The 21,395-nt window shown below is 40.3% G+C and carries 16 protein-coding genes; 13 read left to right on the top strand and 3 right to left on the bottom strand.

Going from position 1 to position 21,395, the window contains the following annotated elements; genetic code table 11:
• The first annotated feature begins 172 nt into the window (after positions 1 to 172).
• Positions 173 to 1,534, top strand: coding sequence for an oxygen-independent coproporphyrinogen III oxidase (gene hemN / locus LVD16_RS14685; RefSeq protein WP_233769021.1), 1,362 nt, complete (start codon positions 173 to 175; stop codon positions 1,532 to 1,534).
• Positions 1,535 to 2,077: 543 nt separating this feature from the next.
• On the opposite strand, the gene LVD16_RS14690 is transcribed toward hemN, so the two are convergent.
• Positions 2,078 to 5,053 carry a S8 family serine peptidase gene (locus LVD16_RS14690; protein ID WP_233769022.1) on the bottom strand — a complete coding sequence of 992 codons (2,976 nt, stop codon included), beginning with the start codon at positions 5,051 to 5,053 and terminating at the stop codon, positions 2,078 to 2,080.
• Positions 5,054 to 5,462: 409 nt separating this feature from the next.
• Positions 5,463 to 5,960 (bottom strand): rhodanese-like domain-containing protein, encoded by a 498-nt coding sequence (locus tag LVD16_RS14695; RefSeq protein WP_233769023.1) that lies wholly within the window; start codon positions 5,958 to 5,960, stop codon positions 5,463 to 5,465.
• Between the two features lie 111 nt (positions 5,961 to 6,071).
• Between LVD16_RS14695 and LVD16_RS14700 the strand changes: the two genes are divergently transcribed.
• From LVD16_RS14700 to LVD16_RS14715, 4 genes are all read left to right on the top strand, one after another.
• Positions 6,072 to 6,953, top strand: coding sequence for a TolB family protein (locus tag LVD16_RS14700; RefSeq protein WP_233769024.1), 882 nt, complete (start codon positions 6,072 to 6,074; stop codon positions 6,951 to 6,953).
• Between the two features lie 40 nt (positions 6,954 to 6,993).
• Entirely contained in the window at positions 6,994 to 7,827 is an 834-nt protein-coding gene (locus tag LVD16_RS14705; protein WP_233769025.1) for an AraC family transcriptional regulator, read from the top strand.
• Positions 7,828 to 7,871: 44 nt separating this feature from the next.
• Entirely contained in the window at positions 7,872 to 8,582 is a 711-nt protein-coding gene (locus LVD16_RS14710) for an ankyrin repeat domain-containing protein (protein WP_233769026.1), read from the top strand.
• 278 nt (positions 8,583 to 8,860) lie between these two features.
• Positions 8,861 to 9,325: a hypothetical protein gene (locus LVD16_RS14715; RefSeq protein ID WP_233769027.1), complete on the top strand. Its 465-nt coding sequence runs from the start codon at positions 8,861 to 8,863 to the stop codon at positions 9,323 to 9,325.
• A 707-nt stretch (positions 9,326 to 10,032) separates the two neighbouring features.
• On the opposite strand, the gene LVD16_RS14720 is transcribed toward LVD16_RS14715, so the two are convergent.
• On the bottom strand, positions 10,033 to 11,520 hold the full coding sequence (locus tag LVD16_RS14720; protein ID WP_233769028.1) for a calcineurin-like phosphoesterase C-terminal domain-containing protein: 1,488 nt from the start codon (positions 11,518 to 11,520) through the stop codon (positions 10,033 to 10,035).
• A gap of 195 nt (positions 11,521 to 11,715) precedes the next feature.
• Here LVD16_RS14720 and LVD16_RS14725 point away from each other — a divergent pair, with 195 nt between their 5' ends.
• The 8 genes from LVD16_RS14725 to LVD16_RS14760 all read left to right on the top strand — a co-directional run bounded on the left by LVD16_RS14725 (position 11,716) and on the right by LVD16_RS14760 (position 21,097).
• Positions 11,716 to 12,573 (top strand): universal stress protein, encoded by an 858-nt coding sequence (locus LVD16_RS14725; RefSeq protein WP_233769029.1) that lies wholly within the window; start codon positions 11,716 to 11,718, stop codon positions 12,571 to 12,573.
• A gap of 101 nt (positions 12,574 to 12,674) precedes the next feature.
• Positions 12,675 to 14,819, top strand: coding sequence for a cytochrome-c oxidase, cbb3-type subunit I (gene ccoN / locus LVD16_RS14730; RefSeq protein ID WP_233769030.1), 2,145 nt, complete (start codon positions 12,675 to 12,677; stop codon positions 14,817 to 14,819).
• 4 nt (positions 14,820 to 14,823) lie between these two features.
• Positions 14,824 to 15,015 (top strand): cytochrome C oxidase Cbb3, encoded by a 192-nt coding sequence (locus LVD16_RS14735; RefSeq protein ID WP_233769031.1) that lies wholly within the window; start codon positions 14,824 to 14,826, stop codon positions 15,013 to 15,015.
• Entirely contained in the window at positions 15,012 to 15,980 is a 969-nt protein-coding gene (locus tag LVD16_RS14740; RefSeq protein ID WP_233769032.1) for a cbb3-type cytochrome c oxidase N-terminal domain-containing protein, read from the top strand. The genes LVD16_RS14735 and LVD16_RS14740 overlap by 4 nt, the downstream gene beginning before the upstream one ends.
• 16 nt (positions 15,981 to 15,996) lie before the next feature.
• Positions 15,997 to 17,436, top strand: coding sequence for a cytochrome c oxidase accessory protein CcoG (gene ccoG, locus LVD16_RS14745; RefSeq protein WP_233769033.1), 1,440 nt, complete (start codon positions 15,997 to 15,999; stop codon positions 17,434 to 17,436).
• 372 nt (positions 17,437 to 17,808) lie between these two features.
• On the top strand, positions 17,809 to 18,243 hold the full coding sequence (locus LVD16_RS14750) for a FixH family protein (RefSeq protein ID WP_233769034.1): 435 nt from the start codon (positions 17,809 to 17,811) through the stop codon (positions 18,241 to 18,243).
• A 10-nt stretch (positions 18,244 to 18,253) separates the two neighbouring features.
• Entirely contained in the window at positions 18,254 to 18,952 is a 699-nt protein-coding gene (locus LVD16_RS14755) for a sulfite exporter TauE/SafE family protein (protein ID WP_233769035.1), read from the top strand.
• A gap of 210 nt (positions 18,953 to 19,162) precedes the next feature.
• Positions 19,163 to 21,097, top strand: a complete 1,935-nt coding sequence (locus LVD16_RS14760) for a hypothetical protein (protein WP_233769036.1) — start codon at positions 19,163 to 19,165, stop codon at positions 21,095 to 21,097.
• The last annotated feature ends 298 nt before the right edge of the window (positions 21,098 to 21,395 follow it).

Here is a 21,395-nt window from a genome sequence, read left to right on the forward strand (position 1 = left end):
AGGGTTTGAAATAACTAATTAAAAATAATCATTTTAAAAAGCAACCTGATATTTGTCAGTTTTTCTAGTGAACCAAGTCATTTATTTCCAAGTGATGATCAGCAATATTTGTATTCGTTAAACAACCAAAAAGGTTGTCATGATGATTTACTGAGCTAATCACTACTAAGAAATGAAAATTCCAGAAGAACTCATTGCCAAGTATAACGTGCCAGTGCCCCGCTACACGAGTTACCCTACCGTACCTTTTTGGGAAGAGAAGCACGTGGATCAGCAACAGTGGTTAAAGAATGTAAAAAGAGCTTTTACAGTTTCTAACAAGGAGCATGGCATAAGCTTATATATTCATTTGCCTTACTGTGAGAGCCTTTGTACTTACTGTGCTTGCAATACTAGAATCACCAAAAATCACCAGGTTGAGGATAGTTATATTGATGCAGTTTTAGAGGAATGGAATCTATATTGTAGCCAATTTGGTGAAAGACCTTTGATCAGGGAAATTCATTTAGGTGGGGGCACACCCACTTTTTTCAGCCCGGAAAATCTTCAGAGGCTCATCATAGGCATCATAGGAAAAGCTCATTTGCACAATGATTACGCTTTTTCATTTGAAGGCCACCCAAACAATACCACCTATGTGCACCTTAAAGCTTTGTTTGAAGTAGGCTTTAGAAGAGTGAGCTACGGTGTACAGGACCTTGATTTTAAGGTGCAAAAAGCCATAAACAGAATACAGCCTTACGAAAATGTCATTAGGGCAACGGAAGAGGCCAGAGCCATCGGATACACATCTGTAAATTTCGATTTGGTCTATGGTTTACCTTTTCAAACAGAGGCTAGTGTACTGGACACTATTGAGAAGACCCTGGAGATGAAGCCAGAGAGAATTGCATTTTATAGCTATGCTCATGTGCCATGGAAAAGGCCAGGACAGAGAGCCTACACTGAAAAGGACCTGCCTGATAGTAGCTTGAAAAGAAAACTATATGAGTCTGGTAAAGCCTTGCTTTTAGATCATGGTTATGCAGACATTGGCATGGACCATTTCGCGCTGCCAGGAGACGATCTTTATAAGGCTTATCAATTAAAAACATTGCATAGAAACTTTATGGGCTACACCTCTAACGCCACAGAACTATTGATAGGACTCGGCGCCAGCGCCATAGGTGATGCCAAATATGCCTATGCTCAGACTGTGAAAACTGTGGAAGAGTATAAGGCTTTGGTGAACAATGGTATGTTACCTATAGAAAGAGGTCACATTCTTTCTGAAGAAGATCAACAAATCAAAGATTTCATCCTCGATATTGCTTGCAAAGGAGAATTGTTTTGGGGATATAACCCTGATCTTCTGGACTTTAACACTTCATTTCAGCTTAACACTATGGCGCAGGAAGGACTGATCAAACTCTATGAAAATGGACTAAGACTTACTGACTTAGGCATGGCTTTTCTAAGAAATATCTGTTCCGTATTCGATAAAAAACTACAAAGCAAAAAGAGTCAACAGCCTCTTTTTAGCAAAGCAATATAATATCAGCATATCCCTAACTTGAAAGAACCGACCAGAATGATCTGGCGGTTTTTTTTATGTTTATACCTGAAGTGAAGGGTCTGACATGGATTGGTCTCTGCAGGCTGAACGGTAAGATTCCGGATATTCATCCGCTGCGCTACTGAATTCCGGAATGACGTTATGGGTTAACGTCTGTTGAGTGTCTGGGGATGAAAAAAGGTAACGAGAATCAAGGTCACCCTGAGCCCCGTCGAAGGGTAGACGGTCGGGACTACATGACTAATGTCTTGCTGCTTAGTCGTGCGAAGGAAGAATGTTGAAAAACAGGCTTTGCTCAAGTCCTTAGTGGTAGTTACGGTATATGAAATACTCCAGCTCTCGGAAGACCTTGCAGCAAGAAAGACTTTTTTGTTACTTTTTTGGTCGATTGCAAAAAAGTAAAGGAACTGTGCAATGGAATATTGCAAGTGACGATCGCATTACAAATGCTAGGCTCAAACCACCACAAGGTGAAAACAAAAAGCTACTCAATGAATGAGTAGCTTTTTGATAAATACTTAATTACTTATTATTAATCACGATTCTTTCGGTTTTTACTTCTTCACCAATTTTAATAGTTAGTATGTAAACACCGTTTTTCAAGCGGCTAACATCGTATTGTTCAATGTGCTCGCCACGACTTTGCTTGCCTTTGAAAAGTTGCTGTTCCATAGCAGGTTCAAGCGCATTTTTGATATTTACGCTTACCGGAACATCATCTGATTGTATCTCATATTTCAGATAAATCTCACCTTCACTTGGATTAGGGTAAACTAATTCAGTTTTTTCAACCACTGGCGTATCGAATTTGCCACCTTTTCTCGATGCTTTAATCACAAATCTTTCGCCACCCTGAAGTTTAAGCTTTCCTTCTCCCATCTGGAGTACATCAAGGATTACACCTTCTTCCTTAGGATCAACATCTACATCGAAAGCAAAATCCATGGTAAAGGTTTCCTTGCTGCTAATTTGGATACCGTAGATAGTAGCTCCAGGACTTTGTATATGCAGCATGTTTTCACCTACAATTTTTACGCCTTCAAGTCGAGCTTCTTTTATTCTTTCGAATAATTTAGGTTCTACCTTCACGGCCACTTTACCTCCTCTTTCAAAGAATGGTTTACTAATTTTTTCCTGGAATCCTCTGTCATAGAACTTTAGATCGATGAAGCTCCAGCCTTTAATAATTCCTCTGATATATAAGCTGCTGATATTTAGAATATTATCATACACCTGGATGTTTTTCCAAGCTATATTATTATTGTTCTTAACATTAATGCCAACGCCAACACCAGTTTGCTCATTGTACATAGGATCAGTAGGAGATTCTATACGGGCTAATAGACAGAAGTGGTGGATGTCATTAACGAAATCAGCTGGATTAGGTGGGTACCATGGAATCTCAATGATTTTCGTTGCTCCTGGAGCAATAGGAGGAATGGATACGGTGTTGATTTTATCGCCATTCAATACGCCAGCCAGGTTGTAGTTGATCCAGTTAGTTGGCCATACCAATCCGGTAGATGCTTTAGAGAAATAGAGTGAAAGGTTGGCGCATTCACTGGTAACAGAACTTCTGTTAGTAACCTTTACATAAACACCGTTCGGTGAGTATAATTTGTACTCAGGGTTTTGGTGTTTAGTGCCACCATCCAGGCTTTGTCTTACCCAGATATCCTGACTTATCCACATAGGGCCATTGTCAGGGTTAGGTTCTACACCAGTATCAAAAGGACGATCTTTTGAATAGATGTCATAATTAACAGCAGTTGGCAACATTGACTGAGCCATAATTACAGCTGCTTCTGCATCTACTAAGCCATAACCCATTTCATTGTGCCAGGTTCCATTAGGTCGGCCAGCAGTGGCACCATAAGCGTAGCCGCCTACTTTTTGTGCCGTTTGCTCTATGATATCCTCTACTTCATCATGTGTAAGACAATCATTGACAGACAAAATCAGTGCAGCCACACCCGCTACCATAGGGCATGCCGAAGATGTTCCGTTAAACCAAATGGTATAGTCATCATCAGTATAATCAGTGGTTACAAGTGTGCCTCCCAGATTAGGATGAATAGTGGTGGATGGGTTGTAGCCTGAGGCTCCCTGTCTGTCAGTAGTTGAGATCAGTACTCCGGGTGCCATTACATCCAGATTAACGCCATAGTCGCTACCCCAACCTTCACCATCGCAAGAGGATGGGCTCTTTCTTTCACCACAAGGGCTCATGGCGCCCACAGAGATGATATCAGGATTACTGTTTGCTGGATAACTAACATTGCCGTTGCCATTTCCAGCGGCGAAAACCACAATAGTTCCCAGGCCACCTCGTCCATTGTTTAGCGCATTTGTGATGGCATTGTCAATCAATGCACTGGCCAGGCTGGTATGGCCCCAGGAGTTACTGATAACCTCAGCACCATTTTGCCAGGCCCAGTTAATACCATCGGCCAGTTCCTGTTTCACCGTAGGTGTTAGATATAATGAATTACTAATGGAAATGAGTTGCGCATTAGGGGCTACGCCAGATACACCGCGATGGTTATCTTGCGATGCCGCAATTATGCCTGCACAGGCTGTGCCATGACTACCTAATACTTGAGCAGGTGATGTACCTGTACCTGTATCGAAGCCAGTTCCGAAAGTATTGCCTGATAAGTCAGGGTGATTCATTTCAAAACCGTGGTCAAGCACTGCCACTTGTACCTCACGAGAGCCTTTAGTGATGTCCCAGGCATCGAAAGCTTTTATGTCGATACCTGAACCACCATACTGACCTGTGTTTTTCAAGCCCCACTGATCAGCCAGTAGAGGATCATTTGAGGACTGAGTCATGTTTTCTAATAAGAAATCAGGCTCGGCGTGCGCAAATGCCCCAGATTCATAAAGTTTGTTGGCTATTTCTAGTGCATTTAATTTTTGATTTGCTTGAGTTCTCAGAGTGAACCATTGTGGCATAAATTTATTCTGGCCAACAATTTCAGCTCCAAGCTCTGATGCCATTTTAGTCAGAATAGCTAAATCCTTGTCATTTTTAAGCTTTACATACAGATATTCAGATAAGCCTACTTTTTCACCTTCGCTATCTGTGAAATAAGGAGCAGCTTCGGTGATGTCAGCATTAGCTTCCAGTTCACTGAGGTAAGTTAGGTAGCTTTTTGCAGTGAGCTTTTTGGTCAATTGAACTTCTGCCCAATTATGTGTTTCAGGCTGTTTAAAGACCTTTACAGTTTGCTCAGAGTTATCAGATTTGAATTGAGTTACTTCTGAGCCATTGATCATCTTTTGCAGACTTTCAGCATCGTTAATGCTGGAACTCGTGACCAAATAAACAAATTTCGTATTGAGCGTAAGAGGTTTCTTTTCTCCCTTGTAGTAGTAAAAGTACTCTTGTCCGTAGAGCAGGGAGGTGAAAGATGATAAACAAACTAAGAGCAGCACTTTGAGCATACCCCCTAATGGTGCTTTCCTGTGGTTTAGATAAACGGTTGGTTTCATAATTAGATTGGTAATTGATTTTTCTTACTCTATCAAAGCTTTTCAGAATCCGCTTGTGGTTTAGGTTAATTGAGAATCAAAATTAGCAGGAGAGAGGCCTGAAGGATAGAGGAAAATTCACCCAAATTAAAGGGAAGAAATCCCCTTGATTTTAGGGGAAAAAGGGGTAGTTTATAATAAGTGTTATGAGGAGGAGTCTTCTGTGGGATGAACAGTGAGATTCCGGATATTCATCCGCTGCGCTACTGAATTCCGGAATGACGTTATGGTTAACGCCTGGGGGGTGTCTGAGATGATGAAAGACGTTGAAATGATATTATAATGATGCAATTAGTGAAGGCAACCAGAGTCACCCTGAGCCCGTCGAAGGGTAGACGGTCGGTACTACCCAAGAGATTATACCTGGCCCTTATTCATAAACCTTCTCACCTTTCTTAAGCCAAATTCCCCACATTTTACTGTAAGCATGGATTTTTTCGGTTTCGGCATTGTCACTGTTTACTACGGTTTTGTCTTGGTTTTTCCATTCAAATATCCCACCGTAAAGGTTTTGTACATCTTTGAAGCCGGCTTTAATAAGCTTTTCAGATATTTTTTCACTTCTATAACCTACGCTGCAATAGACAATCACTTTGGCATCTTTTGAAATGTCTTTCACACGGTCTATTGAGAAATCATCATAACCCACCCAATTGGCATTTTTGATATGACTAACTTGATATTCGTTCTTCTCACGGGCATCTAGCCAGATAATGTTAGGGGTCGTTTTGACATCTGCTACAGATAATTCAGGCACTGAATGGCTCAATAATGTATTGAGCATCAACTTGTAAGCTTTGCTTTCCACTTCCTGGGCCTGTGTTTTGGTGAAGAAAAACATGATGGTAATAGTGAAAATATATCTCATTTGCATATCGTTTCAATATACGTAAAATACAGATAGTGGATTTTTGAAATCATCTAATCAACAAGATTAATAACGAAATGATTACTTTTAATGTACCTAAAACCTACTACAATGAGAATATGCCTCACGCTATTTTGTTTGTTAGCTGCCATTACTGCTTTTGCACAACAAAAGTCTGATCTAAAATATTTAAACCAGAAGCCTCCATCATTGAAGCCGGAGATTTTTGCACCAGGTATTATTTCAAAGGATGGTATTTATGAATTTGGTTCGTTCTTTAACAAAGCAGGTACAGAGTTTTTTTATGCTGTGAATGTGAAGGGTAAAGAGGAGATTAGATATTCAAAGTTGGAGGGTGGCAGCTGGAGCGAGCCTGTAACACTCTTGAACGATCAAGGATACGGTTGTAATGATCCATTCCTTTCTCCAGACGAGCAGAAGCTTTATTTCATTTCCCGCAGGCCTATAGATGGGGAAGGGAAGCTCAAAGATTATGACATTTGGTATGTAAAAAGAACTAATGAGGGCTGGTCAGATCCGGTAAACGCTGGTGCTAATATAAACTCAGAAGGTCATGAATATTATATTTCATTCACCAACCAAGGAGATATGTATTTTTCGTCTAATAAGGGCGGGGCAAGCCATGATATCTACAAATCAGAGTATGTAGGAGGTGAATTTCAAAAACCTGTACGTCTAGGAGAGGCGGTTAATACATCTCACTATGAGGCAGATGTATTTGTAAGCCCAGATGAATCATATATTATCTTTTGTGCTACCAGGCCGGAAGGATTCGGCGAAGGTGATTTATACATTAGCTTTAGAAATGAGGAGGGGGCCTGGTCCAAAGCCAAAAATATGGGCAGGGAAATTAACAGTAAAGATCATGAGTTATGCCCCTTTGTTACCAGCGATGGTAAGTATTTCTTCTACACCAGTAATAAAGGCATTTATTGGGTAGATGCGCAAGTGATTGAGCACCTGAGAGATTAACGCAATTGCTTCGTATCCTTATTAATGTTAAATTCATTCAATGGAAAGCAATTTTATAATTCATCAGCATGCACGTCAATATCAATGGTCTGGTGAATGTTTTCTTTCCGTAAAATCTTTCTACAAGGGTGAAGCGCATTATCAGGTAAAGCACAAATCATACGAGTTAAGAGAGGGAGATTTCCTTATTCTTAATGAATGCTCCCGCTATAATCTCACTATTGACACACCACATGACACCGAGTCTTTCTGTGTCTTTTTCTCACCTGATTATGTGCAAAGGCATATCACGGCATATTGCTCAACTGATGAACAGCTGCTTGATGGAAAGGAAAATACTGAATTGGTCAAATTCATAGAAAAGAAGTTTAGGTCTAGGGGACCGGTTTCTTCTCTGTTGGAGCAAGGCCAACAAACCGATATTTCCCATAAATCGAAGCTGGAGCAGGAAGAATACTATCAGCATTTATTAGCTGCTATAATGTATGAGAATTCGGGAGCTATTCGAGAAGCTGATAGGCTCGATTTAAAGAGGAAATCAACAAGAGTAGAGATTTACGAGCGTATTTGCTGTGCTCGTGATTTTATGGAAGCTTACTTTTATGTGGATCTTTCTTTATCCGAAATTGCAGCCGTGGCGGCTCTTTCTGAAAATCATCTCCTTAGGTGCTTCAAACAAATTTTTGGTACAACTCCGTTTAAATACATCTCTCATCTCAGAATAAAAGAGGCTTACAGGCAGTTAAAGGAGACCGATAAAGCTGTTTCTGATATTGCGAGGTCCGTAGGTTATGACAGTATGAGCAACTTTAGTAGCTACTTTAAAGCGATAATCGGTAAAAGTGCCTCCCAAATTAAACAAGGTGATATATAGTAGCATGATGGTAGAAAAAGTAGCTTTCTTCACTGAAAAAGAAGATGAAAACTTTACTTACCACCATCCTTATCTTTGTTTCCTTTTATTCAACGGCCAATAATATGATAGACTCATTGAAATCACAGTTAGCTGAAAAAGATACCGCTAGTGTTTTAATTTTCATTCAGGAAAACCCAGAGGTGCTCAACACCACCGATGAAAACGGTAGCTCTGGGTTTATGATCATAGCCTACAGCGGATTAGAGACCGTATTGAATAAGGCCATCGCACTTAAAAGGTCATTCACATTTTATGAAGCCATTGCCGCTGGAAAGTCTGATTTGGTCAATGAATATTTACTATCAGATGATATTGTAAATAAGTATTCGCCAGATGGTTTTTCACCATTGGCTTTAGCTGCTTTCTTTAACCACACAGAAATGGCCATTTTACTTATCGAAAATGGAGGAGACCCTAATTTGAAAGCTACCAACCCTTCAAAAGTTAACGCCCTCCATGCCGCGGTAGCCAAGGAAAATTTAGCACTTTGTGAAGTACTGCTAAATCACGGTGTAGACGTTAACGCCACTCAAATGCAAGATGTAACACCTCTCCACTCAGCCGCCCACCGAGGCAACCTGGAGCTAGTGAAAATGCTAGTTACCAACGGAGCAGATATAAGTTTGAAAATGCAAAATGGAGACACAGCCATGAGTATTGCTGAAAGAGATGGTCATGCAGAGGTGTTGAAATATTTGAAAGGGGTGGAGTGACTTTTGCGTATTATGCGGATTCTAAGTAAGATTATGTGATAATTTAATTTTAATGATAATCTTTTACCTGATCATCCCGATGCTGCTATTGCCAGTCCCTGTAGCCTGGTTGGCAAAAAAGATGAGGCTAAAATCATATTTAACCTATGGACCGTCAATCTTGTTGGTCCTGCTTTATCCTTTTTTGCTTGTCAACTTTTTTTTAGCCAATTTTTTTGGCTTTTATGTACTCATTCCACTTGTACTTTTTGTTCAAATGAACGTCAATTCATTGTTTTATGAATAAGTATCTAGTTCTAATTGCAATGGTTTCAGTCTTTCTTAGCTGTTCTGAAAAGCAAGTTACTGACAGTTATTATTATCAAGAGATTAATATCTTTCCTGAGTCAGGGGAATTGCTCCTTTATAGTAATGGCGATTATACAACCACAGAGTTAGATTATCATACCGGAGTGGGTGGTGTTGAAGGTGGTAATTTTACATGGCACAATGATGTGCTTATTCTTAAGGGTCCCGATTCATCCCATCGCTACTATTTAAAGCTTGATGGTAGCCTTTATCGGATTGTCGAGTATGATTCAACCAATGATGATTTGAAATTCGTTAGATATAGTGACGAGTTGCCTATGTTTAACAACCCAGTGCGGACATTTATACCAAGTTGGTATAATGGTGAAATTGAAGATTTCGACGCGTTGGTGTCAGAATTTAAAAGTAATCCAGATAATGCTTTTACTGAGTAAATATTGTTAAGTATGATTTTTGTAATTGAATTGGTGATACCGTTCATGATATTCACAATGATCTTCAGCTTCTTTTTGCATGAATTAAGATATAAACTGGGGGTAACGATTGTTAAGAAGCAGGTTGAGCTAAATGCTGATCAGATAAGAAGATTTAATCAGATGCATGGTCAAATAAAAACGGACCATTCTATATTTAGATTTCGTAATAATTCAGTTACCATTAGACGAAGTATGAAATCAAGCTGGTATATAGGAACAAGTGATTAAGTAGGGAGAGGTAGAGTAATTGATGGAACATTGGTGGTAAAGTATAGGATATCAATTATGCCTATAATCATGTTGTTCCTGATGATAGCAGTTATCCTTATGTTTCTAACAGATTTTTATATCAAGAATGAGATTTCATTAAAGAACCTGAAGCCAGCTCTTACCATTTTCATTCCAGTGATACTGTCTTGTGTAAAATACTTTTTAGAAGAAGAAGTCTCAGAATGTCTTCACAAAGAACTCCTCGAGATACTGAATGAAGAAGTACATAGCTTATAGTACATAGTAATGAGTATATAGATGTCAGATAATTCAGAACCAATAACCAATAACCCAATAACCTAATAACCCAATAACCAATAACTAATAACCCAATAACCAATAACTAATAACCCAATAACCAATAACTAATAACTCAATAACCAATAACCAATAACTCAATACCCAATAACCAAAACCCCCATCCCCACAGCATCCAATCCAAATTCCTTTTCCTCAGCCTTAACTCTTATCAGGTAAGTTCCAGGTTTTAGATCTTCCGGGATGGCTATTCTCCATAGGTGGTCGCTGTTCACTTTTGGTTCCCACATTTTTGAGATCTTGTTGCTGTCAAAGCGGCCTTGCTGCTGGAGATAGTAGACTTGTTTTACGGTTGGGTCCATGCCTTCATACTTCGACATCTCGGTCCAGTTTTCTCCATCAAAAGTGATTTGTACATTAGTAGCTTCCGAGCCGGCGAATACATTCACATAGATATGCTGAGGATCAAACTCATTGAAGGTGGTGTCCCAGATATTGATTTCAGGAGTTAATATAGACATCTGATAATCAGCTGGTTTCTCTGAAGCCTTGTATCTAAAGGTTTCATTGGCAGTGTTTAAAAACCAGTAGCCTCTTGGTGAGCCGTCGTTCATTATGGCTGATGGTACACCTTGCAAATCACGAGGTCCGCTCCACCAAGATCCGCAAGTAGCTCCTGCCACCAGCTCATGAATATCTGGCTCACCGGCTCTTTTAAAATCTTTATGGTACTGCGTATGCGTGTGCCCCGTTACTACCAGTACATTTTTACGACCTTTAAAAAGGTCAATCACCCTTTTCATGTCCTCCATTTCCTCTAGCGGAATGTGCATAAACATCCTTACATATCTGTAATCTTTGCCAGTGATAGCCAGCAGGTTTTTGATAAAGGTATACTGATCTTCATCAAGCATGCCTTTATAACCAGTGCCCTCCAGAGGGTAAATGTTATTCACGATGATGCCCAGATCTTTGCCAAACTCAAAGGCATAGTAAGATGGACCAAAGTAGTTCTCAAAGTTTTTATCCCTATCGTTAAATTGAGCAGCATCATAGTTCTGATCATGATTGCCCATGACATAGAAGACGGGAGCCCCAATTAGTCCAAGGCTTTCTGCCAGAGGCTGGAAGAGGTCATGACTATCGAAGGTGATATCTCCCAGGGGCACTACGTATGCCAGTTCCTGGCCTGCAAGCTCATCAGTTACCGTTTTGCTCATGCTATGGACGTCATCGATATATTTTACCTGTGGATCGCCTAGTAGCGCTACCGTCATATTAGGAGATTCCGGATGGTCGATGAGAGCGAAATCATAAGAACCCGCTTCAAGGGCCGCCGCTGGTGCGTAATTCTGTGGCCTATTATCAATCATGGGAGAGATGTACTGTGAAGGTTTGATGATAAATACCTGATTACCTTCAATATATGCGATCTTATATTCACCTTTTTCATTGGTGGGCACTATATCTCGACCGTTGGAGATAAGGATGTTGGGAAGTAGGTTTTCTCCTTTGTCCCATTGCATATTCTGGTTTTGATCTACATATACTTTGCCCTTGATGTTTTTGGCTGCAGCCAGGCTTGATAATGACAGCAAGGAAAGAAGAATGGCAATATTTTTCATATGGATCAGCTATTTGGGTATCAATCTTAAACCAAAAATAGGTTTTAACTCAGTGATGCAGGTTAAATAATTATAAATATTTGGATCGGCCGTTTTATCCTGATAATAATCATATCTCTACACCCCTGTCCATCATTCATTTAGAGGCTATTATGGTATTCTTTTGAATTAAAGTTATACCAAAACAACATAGCCATGAAAGCTAAATTAAATACCATATTGGTGCCGGTAAACTTCTCCGATTACGCTAAGCACGCTATGGATTTAGCCATAGAAATAGCTAAGGAGAAGCATTCGAATATACTGTTACTCCACGTGATTAATGTACCTGATTATCAAGGGGTTGTGGAGGGTGTGAAAATCGATTTTCTCGATTCTGTAAAAAATGTCACCTCACAGCATCTGTCTGGGTTGGTGAAAAAGGCAGAAAAGAATGGCGTAAAGGCATCTTACACCATCGTTGCCGGCCTGCCAGGAGCAGAGGTAGTGAAGTTTGCCAGAGATAAGCAAGTAGGCTTAATCATCTTAGGATCAAAGGATTATAAGAAAATGGACGAAATGCTGGGAGGCTCAGCCACGGAGCGTATTGTTCGCTACACAGATTGTCCGGTGATTACGGTTAAAGCTCCTATGAAGCTGTCTGATATCAAGAATGTGGTACTGGCTACTGATCTGCGCACTACGCATACGTTCATCACCTCACAGCTCAAGCAGCTGATAGAACTTACAGGTGCTAAGCTTCATATTCTTAAAGTAAACACCAGAGACACCTGGCTTCCAGATACCCAAATTGAAAAGCAGCTTAAGGCCTTTAATGAAATTCATCACTTCGATGACTTCACCTTTAAGGTATGCAATAGTGAAAATATCGAAGACGGCATCATCCATTATTATGATCAGGTAGATGCCGATGTGGTGGCCATGTCTATACACAGCTTGTACCATCAGCCTTCATTAAGCAACAACTATTTCATTACCGAAAGGGTGCTTCAGAGCGGACCTTCAGTGCTCTGGACTTGTGCCAATGAGACCTCCAGAAGCTGGGGCTCTTAAAAACTGATAAAAATCAATTTCCGGTCTAACCTTCATCAATTTATAGGTTAGCCGGAGCTAGTACTTTCACAACGTCAAAATATTGTAACAAAACTTCGCTTATGGAACTTGAGAAATTCAGCTATGATAATAAGATCGTGAAGGCTTTTATTGTAGCTACGGTTGTTTTCGGACTCGTCGGTATGCTGGTGGGTCTCACGGCTGCCATCCAGCTATTTTATCCTATTTTTAATTTTGATACTCCCTACACCACTTTCGGTAGAATAAGACCACTGCATACCAATGCCGTGATTTTTGCCTTTGTGGGTAACGCCATGTTTGCTGGGGTGTATTACTCGATGCAGCGACTGCTTAAAACCAGAATGTTTTCTGATGCCCTCAGCTGGATTAACTTCTGGGGCTGGCAGCTCATCATTTTGGCAGCAGCCATATCATTGCCATTAGGTTATACCACTTCTAAAGAATACGCTGAGTTAGAGTGGCCTATAGATATCGCCATTACGCTGATCTGGGTAGTGTTTGGTATCAACATGATTGGTACCATTATCAAAAGAAGAGAGAAGCATATGTATGTGGCCATCTGGTTCTACATAGCCACGTTTGTTACCGTGGCAGTACTGCATGTGGTAAACTCTTTTGAGCTGCCTGTAAGCTTTATGAAAAGTTATAGCTGGTACGCGGGCGTGCAAGACGCTCTTGTACAATGGTGGTATGGGCACAATGCTGTGGCATTCTTCCTTACTACGCCTTTCTTAGGTTTAATGTATTACTACTTGCCTAAGGCAGCTAACAGACCGGTTTATTCCTATAAACTATCTATCATTCACTTCTGGTCATTAATATTCATCTATATCTGGGCCGGACCGCACCACTTACTTTATACCTCATTACCTGACTGGGCACAATCATTAGGTACTGTATTCTCTATCATGCTTATTGCTCCAAGCTGGGGTGGTATGCTCAACGGTTTGCTTACGCTTAGAGGAGCGTGGGACAAGGTGCGTGAAGATCCTGTTTTGAAATTTATGGTGGTGGCTGTTACCGCTTATGGTATGGCTACTTTAGAAGGGCCATTACTTTCGCTGAAAAACGTGAATGCCATAGCACACTTTACTGACTGGATTATTGCTCACGTGCACGTAGGAGGTTTGGGTTGGAATGGCTTCCTTACTTTCGGAATGCTATATTGGTTAGTGCCAAAAATGTGGGGTACCAAACTGTTCTCAACTAAACTTGCCAATGTTCACTTCTGGATTGGTACGCTCGGAATCATTTTCTATGCATTGCCGATGTACGTGGCCGGGGTCACTCAAAGCTTAATGTGGAAAGAGTTTAACCCTGAAGGATTCCTTGAGTATAAAAACTTCCTTGAAACTGTGGTTCAAATTCTTCCTATGTACATGCTAAGAGCCATTGGTGGTGGTCTGTATCTGGTAGGAGCTATCTTAATGAGCTATAACCTTATCCAAACTGCTAAGCAAGGCAGCTTTATCGCTAATGAAGAAGCAGCTGCTGCTCCTTTGGAAAAACATAAAAAGCATGTAGGTGGTCACTGGCATAGTGTGTTGGAAAGAAAGCCTGTGTTATTTACTGTGCTTACCGTAGTAGCCATTCTTATGGGTGGTGTCATAGAAATGGTACCTACCTTCCTTATCAAGAGTAATGTGCCTACTATAAGCAGTGTTAAACCCTACACACCGCTGGAACTTCAGGGTAGAGACCTGTATATAAGAGAAGGCTGTGTAAGCTGTCACTCGCAAATGGTAAGACCATTCAGATCTGAAACTGAGCGCTATGGCGAATATTCTAAGGCTGGTGAATTTGTTTTTGATCACCCATTCTTGTGGGGATCTAAGAGAACCGGACCAGATCTTCATAGAGAAGGTGGTAAGTACCTGGATAGCTGGCATTATAACCACATGCTGAATCCATCTTCGGTATCTAGTGGGTCTATCATGCCTAACTATCCGTGGCTGTTCGAAAACCGAATAGACAAGACTACTACAGCCAGTAAAATAGCGGCCATGCGCAAGCTGGGAGTGCCTTATGAAGAAGGTTATGAAGAGATTGCCAATGATGTGCTAGACGAACAGGCGGCTCAGATAGTGAAAAACCTACAAGAGCAAATAGAAGATGTAGAAGTAGTGCCTGATGCTGAAATAGTAGCATTAATCGCTTATCTGCAGCGTCTGGGTACAGACATCAAAGTCAAAGACACTCCATCATTAGAAGCATCAAACCAGTAAGATCATGTTTAAGCATTATTTCGAACAAGTACATAACGTAGAGGTCTGGCCGATTATATCATTGGCCATCTTCTTCATCTTTTTTCTCTGTCTTATCCTTTGGGTAATACAGGCAGATAAAGGCTACATCTCCAAAATGAAGCAATTACCAGTTGATGACGCCACATTGTCCACCTCAAACCCAGAAGAATCATGAGCAAATTATTAAATATGTTAAAAAAGCCATTGATCACACTGATGATGTTGCTCACGGCCCAGCAGACCTGGGCTCAGGAAAGTGCAGCAGGATCAGATTCTAATACTGTATACTTCTACATTGTCATAGCTTTTGTGTTTATCACGTCCCTGATAGTTCTTAGGGTGGCTATGGTGATTTTGAAGCTGCTCAAGTTCATGGTGAAAGACCAGGCCAAGAGACAGGCTGAGGCAAGAGGAGAGGTGCTACCAGAAGAAAGCAACCAAGGCTGGTGGGCCAGATTCCTCACCAAAGCTAATGATGCCGTGCCGATAGAAGAAGAGGCAAGCATTATATTAGATCATAACTATGACGGAATCAGGGAGTTAGATAACCATTTACCGCCATGGTGGAAAGGTATATTCTACGTTTCGATAGTATTCGCCATCATTTATTTGGGTGTGTATCATGTGTTTGATTCTATGCCACTGCCGGCTGAGGAATATGAGATGGCCATGAGTGAGGCTGAAGAAGCCGCCCTGGCTCGTCAGGCCAGTATGCCAGCCAGCGTAATTGATGAGAACAATGTAGAACTCATGACTGATGCTGCTTCGCTGGCTAAAGGGCAGCAGATATTTAAAAACAACTGTGAGTCTTGCCACCGTGCAGATGGTGGTGGGGGCATAGGCCCTAACCTTACGGATGAGTATTGGCTGCATGGCGGCGGTATTCATCATGTGTTTGCTACCATCAAAAACGGTGTTCCTGAAAAGGGAATGATCTCCTGGGAGCCATTACTTTCACCACAGCAGCTGCAAAATGTAGCCTCTTACGTGATAAGCATGGGCGGATCTAACCCGCCGGATGCTAAAGCACCGCAAGGAGAAATCTATGAAGGCGGCGAAGAGGTAGAAACACTGGAAAGCCCTACAGATTCGGCCGGCGTGGCAGTAGATACTTTAGCTACGGTAGAAGCCAGTCTATAAATAAATACAAAAAAAGATGAGTCAGCAGGAAGGATTGGATAAGCTGTATCAGTTTGACGAAGAGTTCAAAGATACCATAGCTACTGTAGATGCGGAAGGCAAGCGAGTGTGGGTATACCCGAAGAAGCCTTCGGGCAACTACCACAGAAGAAGGATCGTGGTGACTATTATTCTCCTGGGCATTCTCTTCGCCGGTCCGTTTATTAAGATCAGTGGCCGTCCGTTTCTGTTGCTCAATGTTTTTGAACGCAAATTTGTAATCCTGGGCCAGGCTTTCTGGCCCCAGGATTTCTTCTTACTGGCCTTGCTGCTCATCACCTTTTTCGTCTTCATTATTCTCTTTACAGTAATTTTTGGACGAATATGGTGTGGTTGGGCTTGTCCGCAGACCCTGTTTTTAGAGATGGTCTTCCGTAAGATAGAATACCTGATAGAAGGCGATGCCAACCAACAGCGAAAGTTGAAAAAAGCTCCATGGACAGCCGAGAAAATCAGTAAGAGACTCACAAAACACACCATTTTCATTATTATCTCTTTACTTATCTCACATACCGTAATGGCTTACCTGATAGGCATAGAAGAAGTAATAAACATTGTAAGCCAGCCACCCAGCGAGCACTGGGCCGGATTTATGGGGCTCATGGCCTTTACGGCGATATTTTATGGAGTATTCTCCTGGTTTAGAGAGCAGGCCTGCGTGGCAGTTTGTCCTTATGGACGATTGCAGGGTGTGCTGCTAGATAAGAAATCCATAGCCGTAATGTATGACTGGGTGCGGGGTGAACCAAGAGGAAAGCTGAAAAAGAAAGTGGAGGAAACTCCAAAAGGCGACTGCATTGACTGTAAGCTGTGCGTACATGCCTGCCCTACAGGTATTGACATAAGAAATGGCACCCAGCTGGAATGCGTGAACTGTACCGCCTGTATCGACGCTTGCGATGAGGTGATGCTTAAGGTGAACAAACCCCAAGGCTTGATCCGCTATGCCTCACATGAATCTATAGAGGAAGGAAGCCAAAAGATATTCACCAAAAGAGCGGCCGCTTATTCTGTGGTGCTGGTGCTACTGCTCGGCATACTAGGCTTTTCACTAGCCACCAGGTCCGACATAGAAACCACCATCCTGAAAGTACCAGGACAGCTCTACCAAAAAACAGACGACGGCTTCATCAGCAACCTGTACAATATCCAATTTGTAAACAAAACCTTTGATGACATCACCCTGGAACTGAAAGTACTCAACATGCCCGAAGCCATCATCACCAAAGTAGGAGAGGGCCAACAAAAAGTACCCCAAAACGGCCTGGCCGAAGGAGTATACTTCATTAAAATACCCGCCACCCAACTAGAGTCTATGACCACCACCCTAAAAATAGGCATCTACAAAAACGGCAACCTCCTAGAAACCACCAAAACCAAATTCCTAGGCCCAATGAAAATGGGGAATAAGAAGTGAGTAATGAGCTGTGAGACAAGAGATATGAGATGATTAGTAAATAGTATCGAGTAAATAGATGTGAGATATGAGAATCCAATAACCAATAACAAATAACTAATAACTCAATAACCAACTAGCAACGAGTAGTGAGTAAATAGATATTAGAAAAAGAATCAAATAACGAATAACATAATAACCAATAACCAACTAGTAAATAGTATAGAGTAAATAGATGTGAGACGTGAGATATGAGAATCCAATAACTAATAACCAATAACTAATAACCAATAACCTAATAACTCAATAACCCAATAACTCAATAACCAACTAGATAACAGAAAAAAGAATCAAACAACCAATAACCCAATAACCAATAACCAATAAAAAAAAATGAACTGGAACACAATAATAATAATCGCATTTGTCGGCTTCGTGGGGTTGATTGCTACGCTGGTTACTATCAGTATGAAGCAGGACGTGAGTTTGGTGGCACAGGACTATTATGTGCAGGAGATAGCCTATCAAAAACAGATTGAAAGGATTAAAAACACCAAAGCGCTGGGAGATGAACAGCTGAAGGTGCTATTCAATAAAGAGGCTGGGTTTTTATCATTAAGTATGGCCAATAATGACATTAGCCAGGGTGAAGTGCACTTCTTCAGACCTTCAGATGCTACGAAGGACAAGAAGTTCATCCTTAGATTAAACGACGATGGGCAGCAGGGCTTTGATCTGTCTGATTTTCAGAAAGGTAAGTGGACATTAAAGATCAACTGGAATAAGAACGGTAAAGAATACTACGAAGAGCAAACTATAATCATCTAAACGGAATGCCATGCAGAGTTGGGTTGTATCAGGATTTTTAGCCGGTTTTTTAGGCAGCGTACATTGTGCTGTTATGTGTGGGCCACTGTCCATGGCGGTAAATGGCCAGCGTAACTTTTTGCAGCAGCTTTTCTATAACAGCGGCCGACTGATCACCTACATAATTCTGGGCATAGCCTTTGGCTTTATGGGCCGCGGACTCTCCGTATTTGGCTGGCAGCAGGGCCTTTCCATAGCCATGGGCGTGGTGGTAATACTCTTCACCCTATTCCCCAGATACCAGCACAAGCTTTTGCAAACACCTATGCACCAGCGCATCATACAGCCCCTGCGACGACAGTTGCAGAAGGTGCTGAAAACCAAAAACCTATTCACCTACCTGATCATTGGCATGCTGAATGGCCTGCTACCCTGCGGCTTGGTATACATGGTACTTTCCGTAAGTGTAGCCACCGGCACCATTGAAGGCGGAGCACTGGTAATGTTGGGCTTTGGCCTCGGCACCTGGCCCATGATGCTGGGCATAACCAAACTGTTTACCCTGATAAAAACACAAAAGGCCATTTCCTCCCAATATATCATCCCATCACTAGCCCTGATCATGGGCACCCTACTCATCCTTAGAGGCCTCTCTCTCGACATCCCATACGTGAGCCCAGTGATCTCCTCCTTAGGTTTGGATTGGGGAATTAGCGGGTGTGGGATTTAAGAGGTTTAATAATATTCCGTTTTTCATGTGATATTTTTTATTGAAATTATTAAGTTAAGGGATTGGGAATTATCTGATGCTGAATGTTTATAAACGTTTGTAAGTATTTATAACTGGCTATAATTCTGATAATTAATGACTTAAAGAATTTTCATCTGGGTATTGGGTATTGTCTATACTCGGATGTTAAGCTTCATTAAAAGAAACTGAATGAATAAAGAAAATATCAAAGAGAAAAGGCTATATTTTTTGTTCTCCAAACTGAACAATAAACAGTCTAACAACACTCATTTTTCCCTAGTTGTAGACACTTTCATTAATAATGGAAATAGCTTTTTGAATCTCTTTGAAATTTCTCAAAAACTTCAAGAAATAGGCATTTCTATTAAGCCCGAAGCCTTAGAAAAAATAGTAGACGAAGATTCCTATAAATCTTACTTTGAAGTTCCAGAAGACTTTGGAATTGACACTCCCTTTCGACTTAAAAAAATCCATTACGATAACTTAAGCTCATACAAAAATTATTATGACAAGTTAGATTCTTATGTTGTTAACTTTCTTAAGACAAATAACATATCAATTGACAAGGCTGAAATCGTTAAGGAAATACTATTGACAACCTTGTTTAAAAGAAACTTAAGTTTCCTAAAACAACTCATTACGTCAAAGGATGCAAACAAACTTGAAAGTATATTAATTCTCGATAAAAATGGGCATTACGATGATGAAGATTGCGGAATTTACAATAATCTGATTCTTACTTCAGGTTCAGATTTCAACGAGATATTGCGAGTTTTGCTCTACAAAATATTCGATTTTCTCCAGCTCCATTACAACCCCAATATTGATAAAACTTTAAATGAAACATATAAAAACAAGGTTTTTTATTTAGATAGTTCTTTCATTATTAGGTTGTTTGGTTTTGACAATGAATTACGAGAGCATAGAGCTCTTGAGTTAGTTAACATTTTAAATAAAATAGAAGGGGTAAAATTCATTATCCATAATTCAACCATCACTGAAACTCAGGTTAATATTAAGAACCTTATTGATAGAGTTTCAAAACTTCTAAATCATTCGGACAAAGCTTTGTTAAAACTGAATGATATAAGCAACAAAAAAAACGATACAGTCGAACTATATCTTCGACTTAAAAAGAAAGGAAGAATTGTCAATAGAGAAGATTTCAGTCTTCATTTCAATAATGTTCTAATAAAACTGAAATCAATCATTGGACCTAACTTAGTTGATAGAGACGATCAGAGAATTACTTATTCAAAAGATAAACTTGAAACCCTTTTAAGTGAACTTTCAAGTACCGAGAAAACCAGTTCAAGGATAGACCATATATCAAAGTTGTTACTATATATCGAAGGCCTCCGAGAATCAAATATTTACAACTTATATGATATTAAATATTGGCTAATCACAACAGATAACACTACCCTAAAGATTGATGGAAAGATTCGGACAATAAATGAAGACAATAGCAAGAGCGTATGCATTTTACCAACAGAACTGTTAAGAACAATCTCAAATAGAACAGAAATTAGTGCCGACTATATTGAAGTATTTAAGCAATTTATGGTTTACTCAAATGCCTTCGAAGAGCAATATTCCGAAAAGGAACTTGAAACTATTGATAAAGTCATAACCTTAGCCGAATCCGCTAATAATGAAGAATATGACGTTGACTATTATATTTCTAATTTGTTTGACGAAATCAATTTAGAAGAATTGATGAACCGTTTGCAAAAAGTTGGCGACAAGGAAAAAGAAGATATTGAGCTAGTAAAAATATTTGAAGAAACTTTTGGAGGTGTTTACAGAGAAAAATATTTGGCTTTAATTGCCGCAAGGAAAAAAACAGTAAGCATTGTTGCTAAAGTTTTAAGATATCTTACTTTCTTTTCGCTCCCAGCACTAATACTTGTTTTATTCTTAAAATTAGTGCTAAATCCTGATTTTGAGTTTTTAGACCCGTTAACCTATGTGAATGATGGCAATTGGTCAAAACTTGAATTTATTTTCACGTTGATTCAACTAATTATCGTTCCAACAGCGATATTCCTGAATAAGAAATATGGTAACGGAATTGAAATTTGGTTGAATAGAATAATGAAAAACAATAAAAACGAAGCCTAATCGAGTAGACGGCTCTGACTCAAATTGAGCCAGAGTGCGCCTCTCACACCACCCGGCGTACGGTCCTCGTACCGGGCGGTTCATTGAATCTCTGGTTGAAGTTTTAGGTAATAATTCAGCATACTTTGATACCCTTTCTTTCTTAGTCGTGATATGGTGATAGTAGTCCTCAGGATGGGGCTTTGAGCTTTTTCCTACTCAGAGTTACTCGTAGAGAACTCTGAGTATCTGATCCTGTTGATGTTAAAGTAACCCCCGCTGGCATCTCTAAGAATTATAGTCTATTAGTCTGAAGAGT

The organism is Fulvivirga ligni (assembly GCF_021389935.1).
Classification (GTDB): Bacteria; Bacteroidota; Bacteroidia; order Cytophagales; family Cyclobacteriaceae; genus Fulvivirga; species Fulvivirga ligni.

Bases quoted from the DNA above. Each gene is read 5' to 3' on its own strand.
- ccoG (WP_233769033.1), top strand. From the start codon at position 15,997: ATGAGTCAGCAGGAAGGATTGGATAAGCTGTATCAGTTTGACGAAGAG.
- LVD16_RS14690 (WP_233769022.1), bottom strand. From the start codon at position 5,053: ATGAAACCAACCGTTTATCTAAACCACAGGAAAGCACCATTAGGGGGT.
- LVD16_RS14715 (WP_233769027.1), top strand. From the start codon at position 8,861: ATGAATAAGTATCTAGTTCTAATTGCAATGGTTTCAGTCTTTCTTAGC.
- hemN (WP_233769021.1), top strand. From the start codon at position 173: ATGAAAATTCCAGAAGAACTCATTGCCAAGTATAACGTGCCAGTGCCC.
- LVD16_RS14705 (WP_233769025.1), top strand. From the start codon at position 6,994: ATGGAAAGCAATTTTATAATTCATCAGCATGCACGTCAATATCAATGG.
- LVD16_RS14760 (WP_233769036.1), top strand. From the start codon at position 19,163: ATGAATAAAGAAAATATCAAAGAGAAAAGGCTATATTTTTTGTTCTCC.
- LVD16_RS14710 (WP_233769026.1), top strand. From the start codon at position 7,872: ATGAAAACTTTACTTACCACCATCCTTATCTTTGTTTCCTTTTATTCA.
- LVD16_RS14740 (WP_233769032.1), top strand. From the start codon at position 15,012: ATGAGCAAATTATTAAATATGTTAAAAAAGCCATTGATCACACTGATG.
- LVD16_RS14750 (WP_233769034.1), top strand. From the start codon at position 17,809: ATGAACTGGAACACAATAATAATAATCGCATTTGTCGGCTTCGTGGGG.
- LVD16_RS14720 (WP_233769028.1), bottom strand. From the start codon at position 11,520: ATGAAAAATATTGCCATTCTTCTTTCCTTGCTGTCATTATCAAGCCTG.
- LVD16_RS14725 (WP_233769029.1), top strand. From the start codon at position 11,716: ATGAAAGCTAAATTAAATACCATATTGGTGCCGGTAAACTTCTCCGAT.
- LVD16_RS14695 (WP_233769023.1), bottom strand. From the start codon at position 5,960: ATGAGATATATTTTCACTATTACCATCATGTTTTTCTTCACCAAAACA.
- LVD16_RS14700 (WP_233769024.1), top strand. From the start codon at position 6,072: ATGAGAATATGCCTCACGCTATTTTGTTTGTTAGCTGCCATTACTGCT.
- LVD16_RS14755 (WP_233769035.1), top strand. From the start codon at position 18,254: ATGCAGAGTTGGGTTGTATCAGGATTTTTAGCCGGTTTTTTAGGCAGC.
- LVD16_RS14735 (WP_233769031.1), top strand. From the start codon at position 14,824: ATGTTTAAGCATTATTTCGAACAAGTACATAACGTAGAGGTCTGGCCG.
- ccoN (WP_233769030.1), top strand. From the start codon at position 12,675: ATGGAACTTGAGAAATTCAGCTATGATAATAAGATCGTGAAGGCTTTT.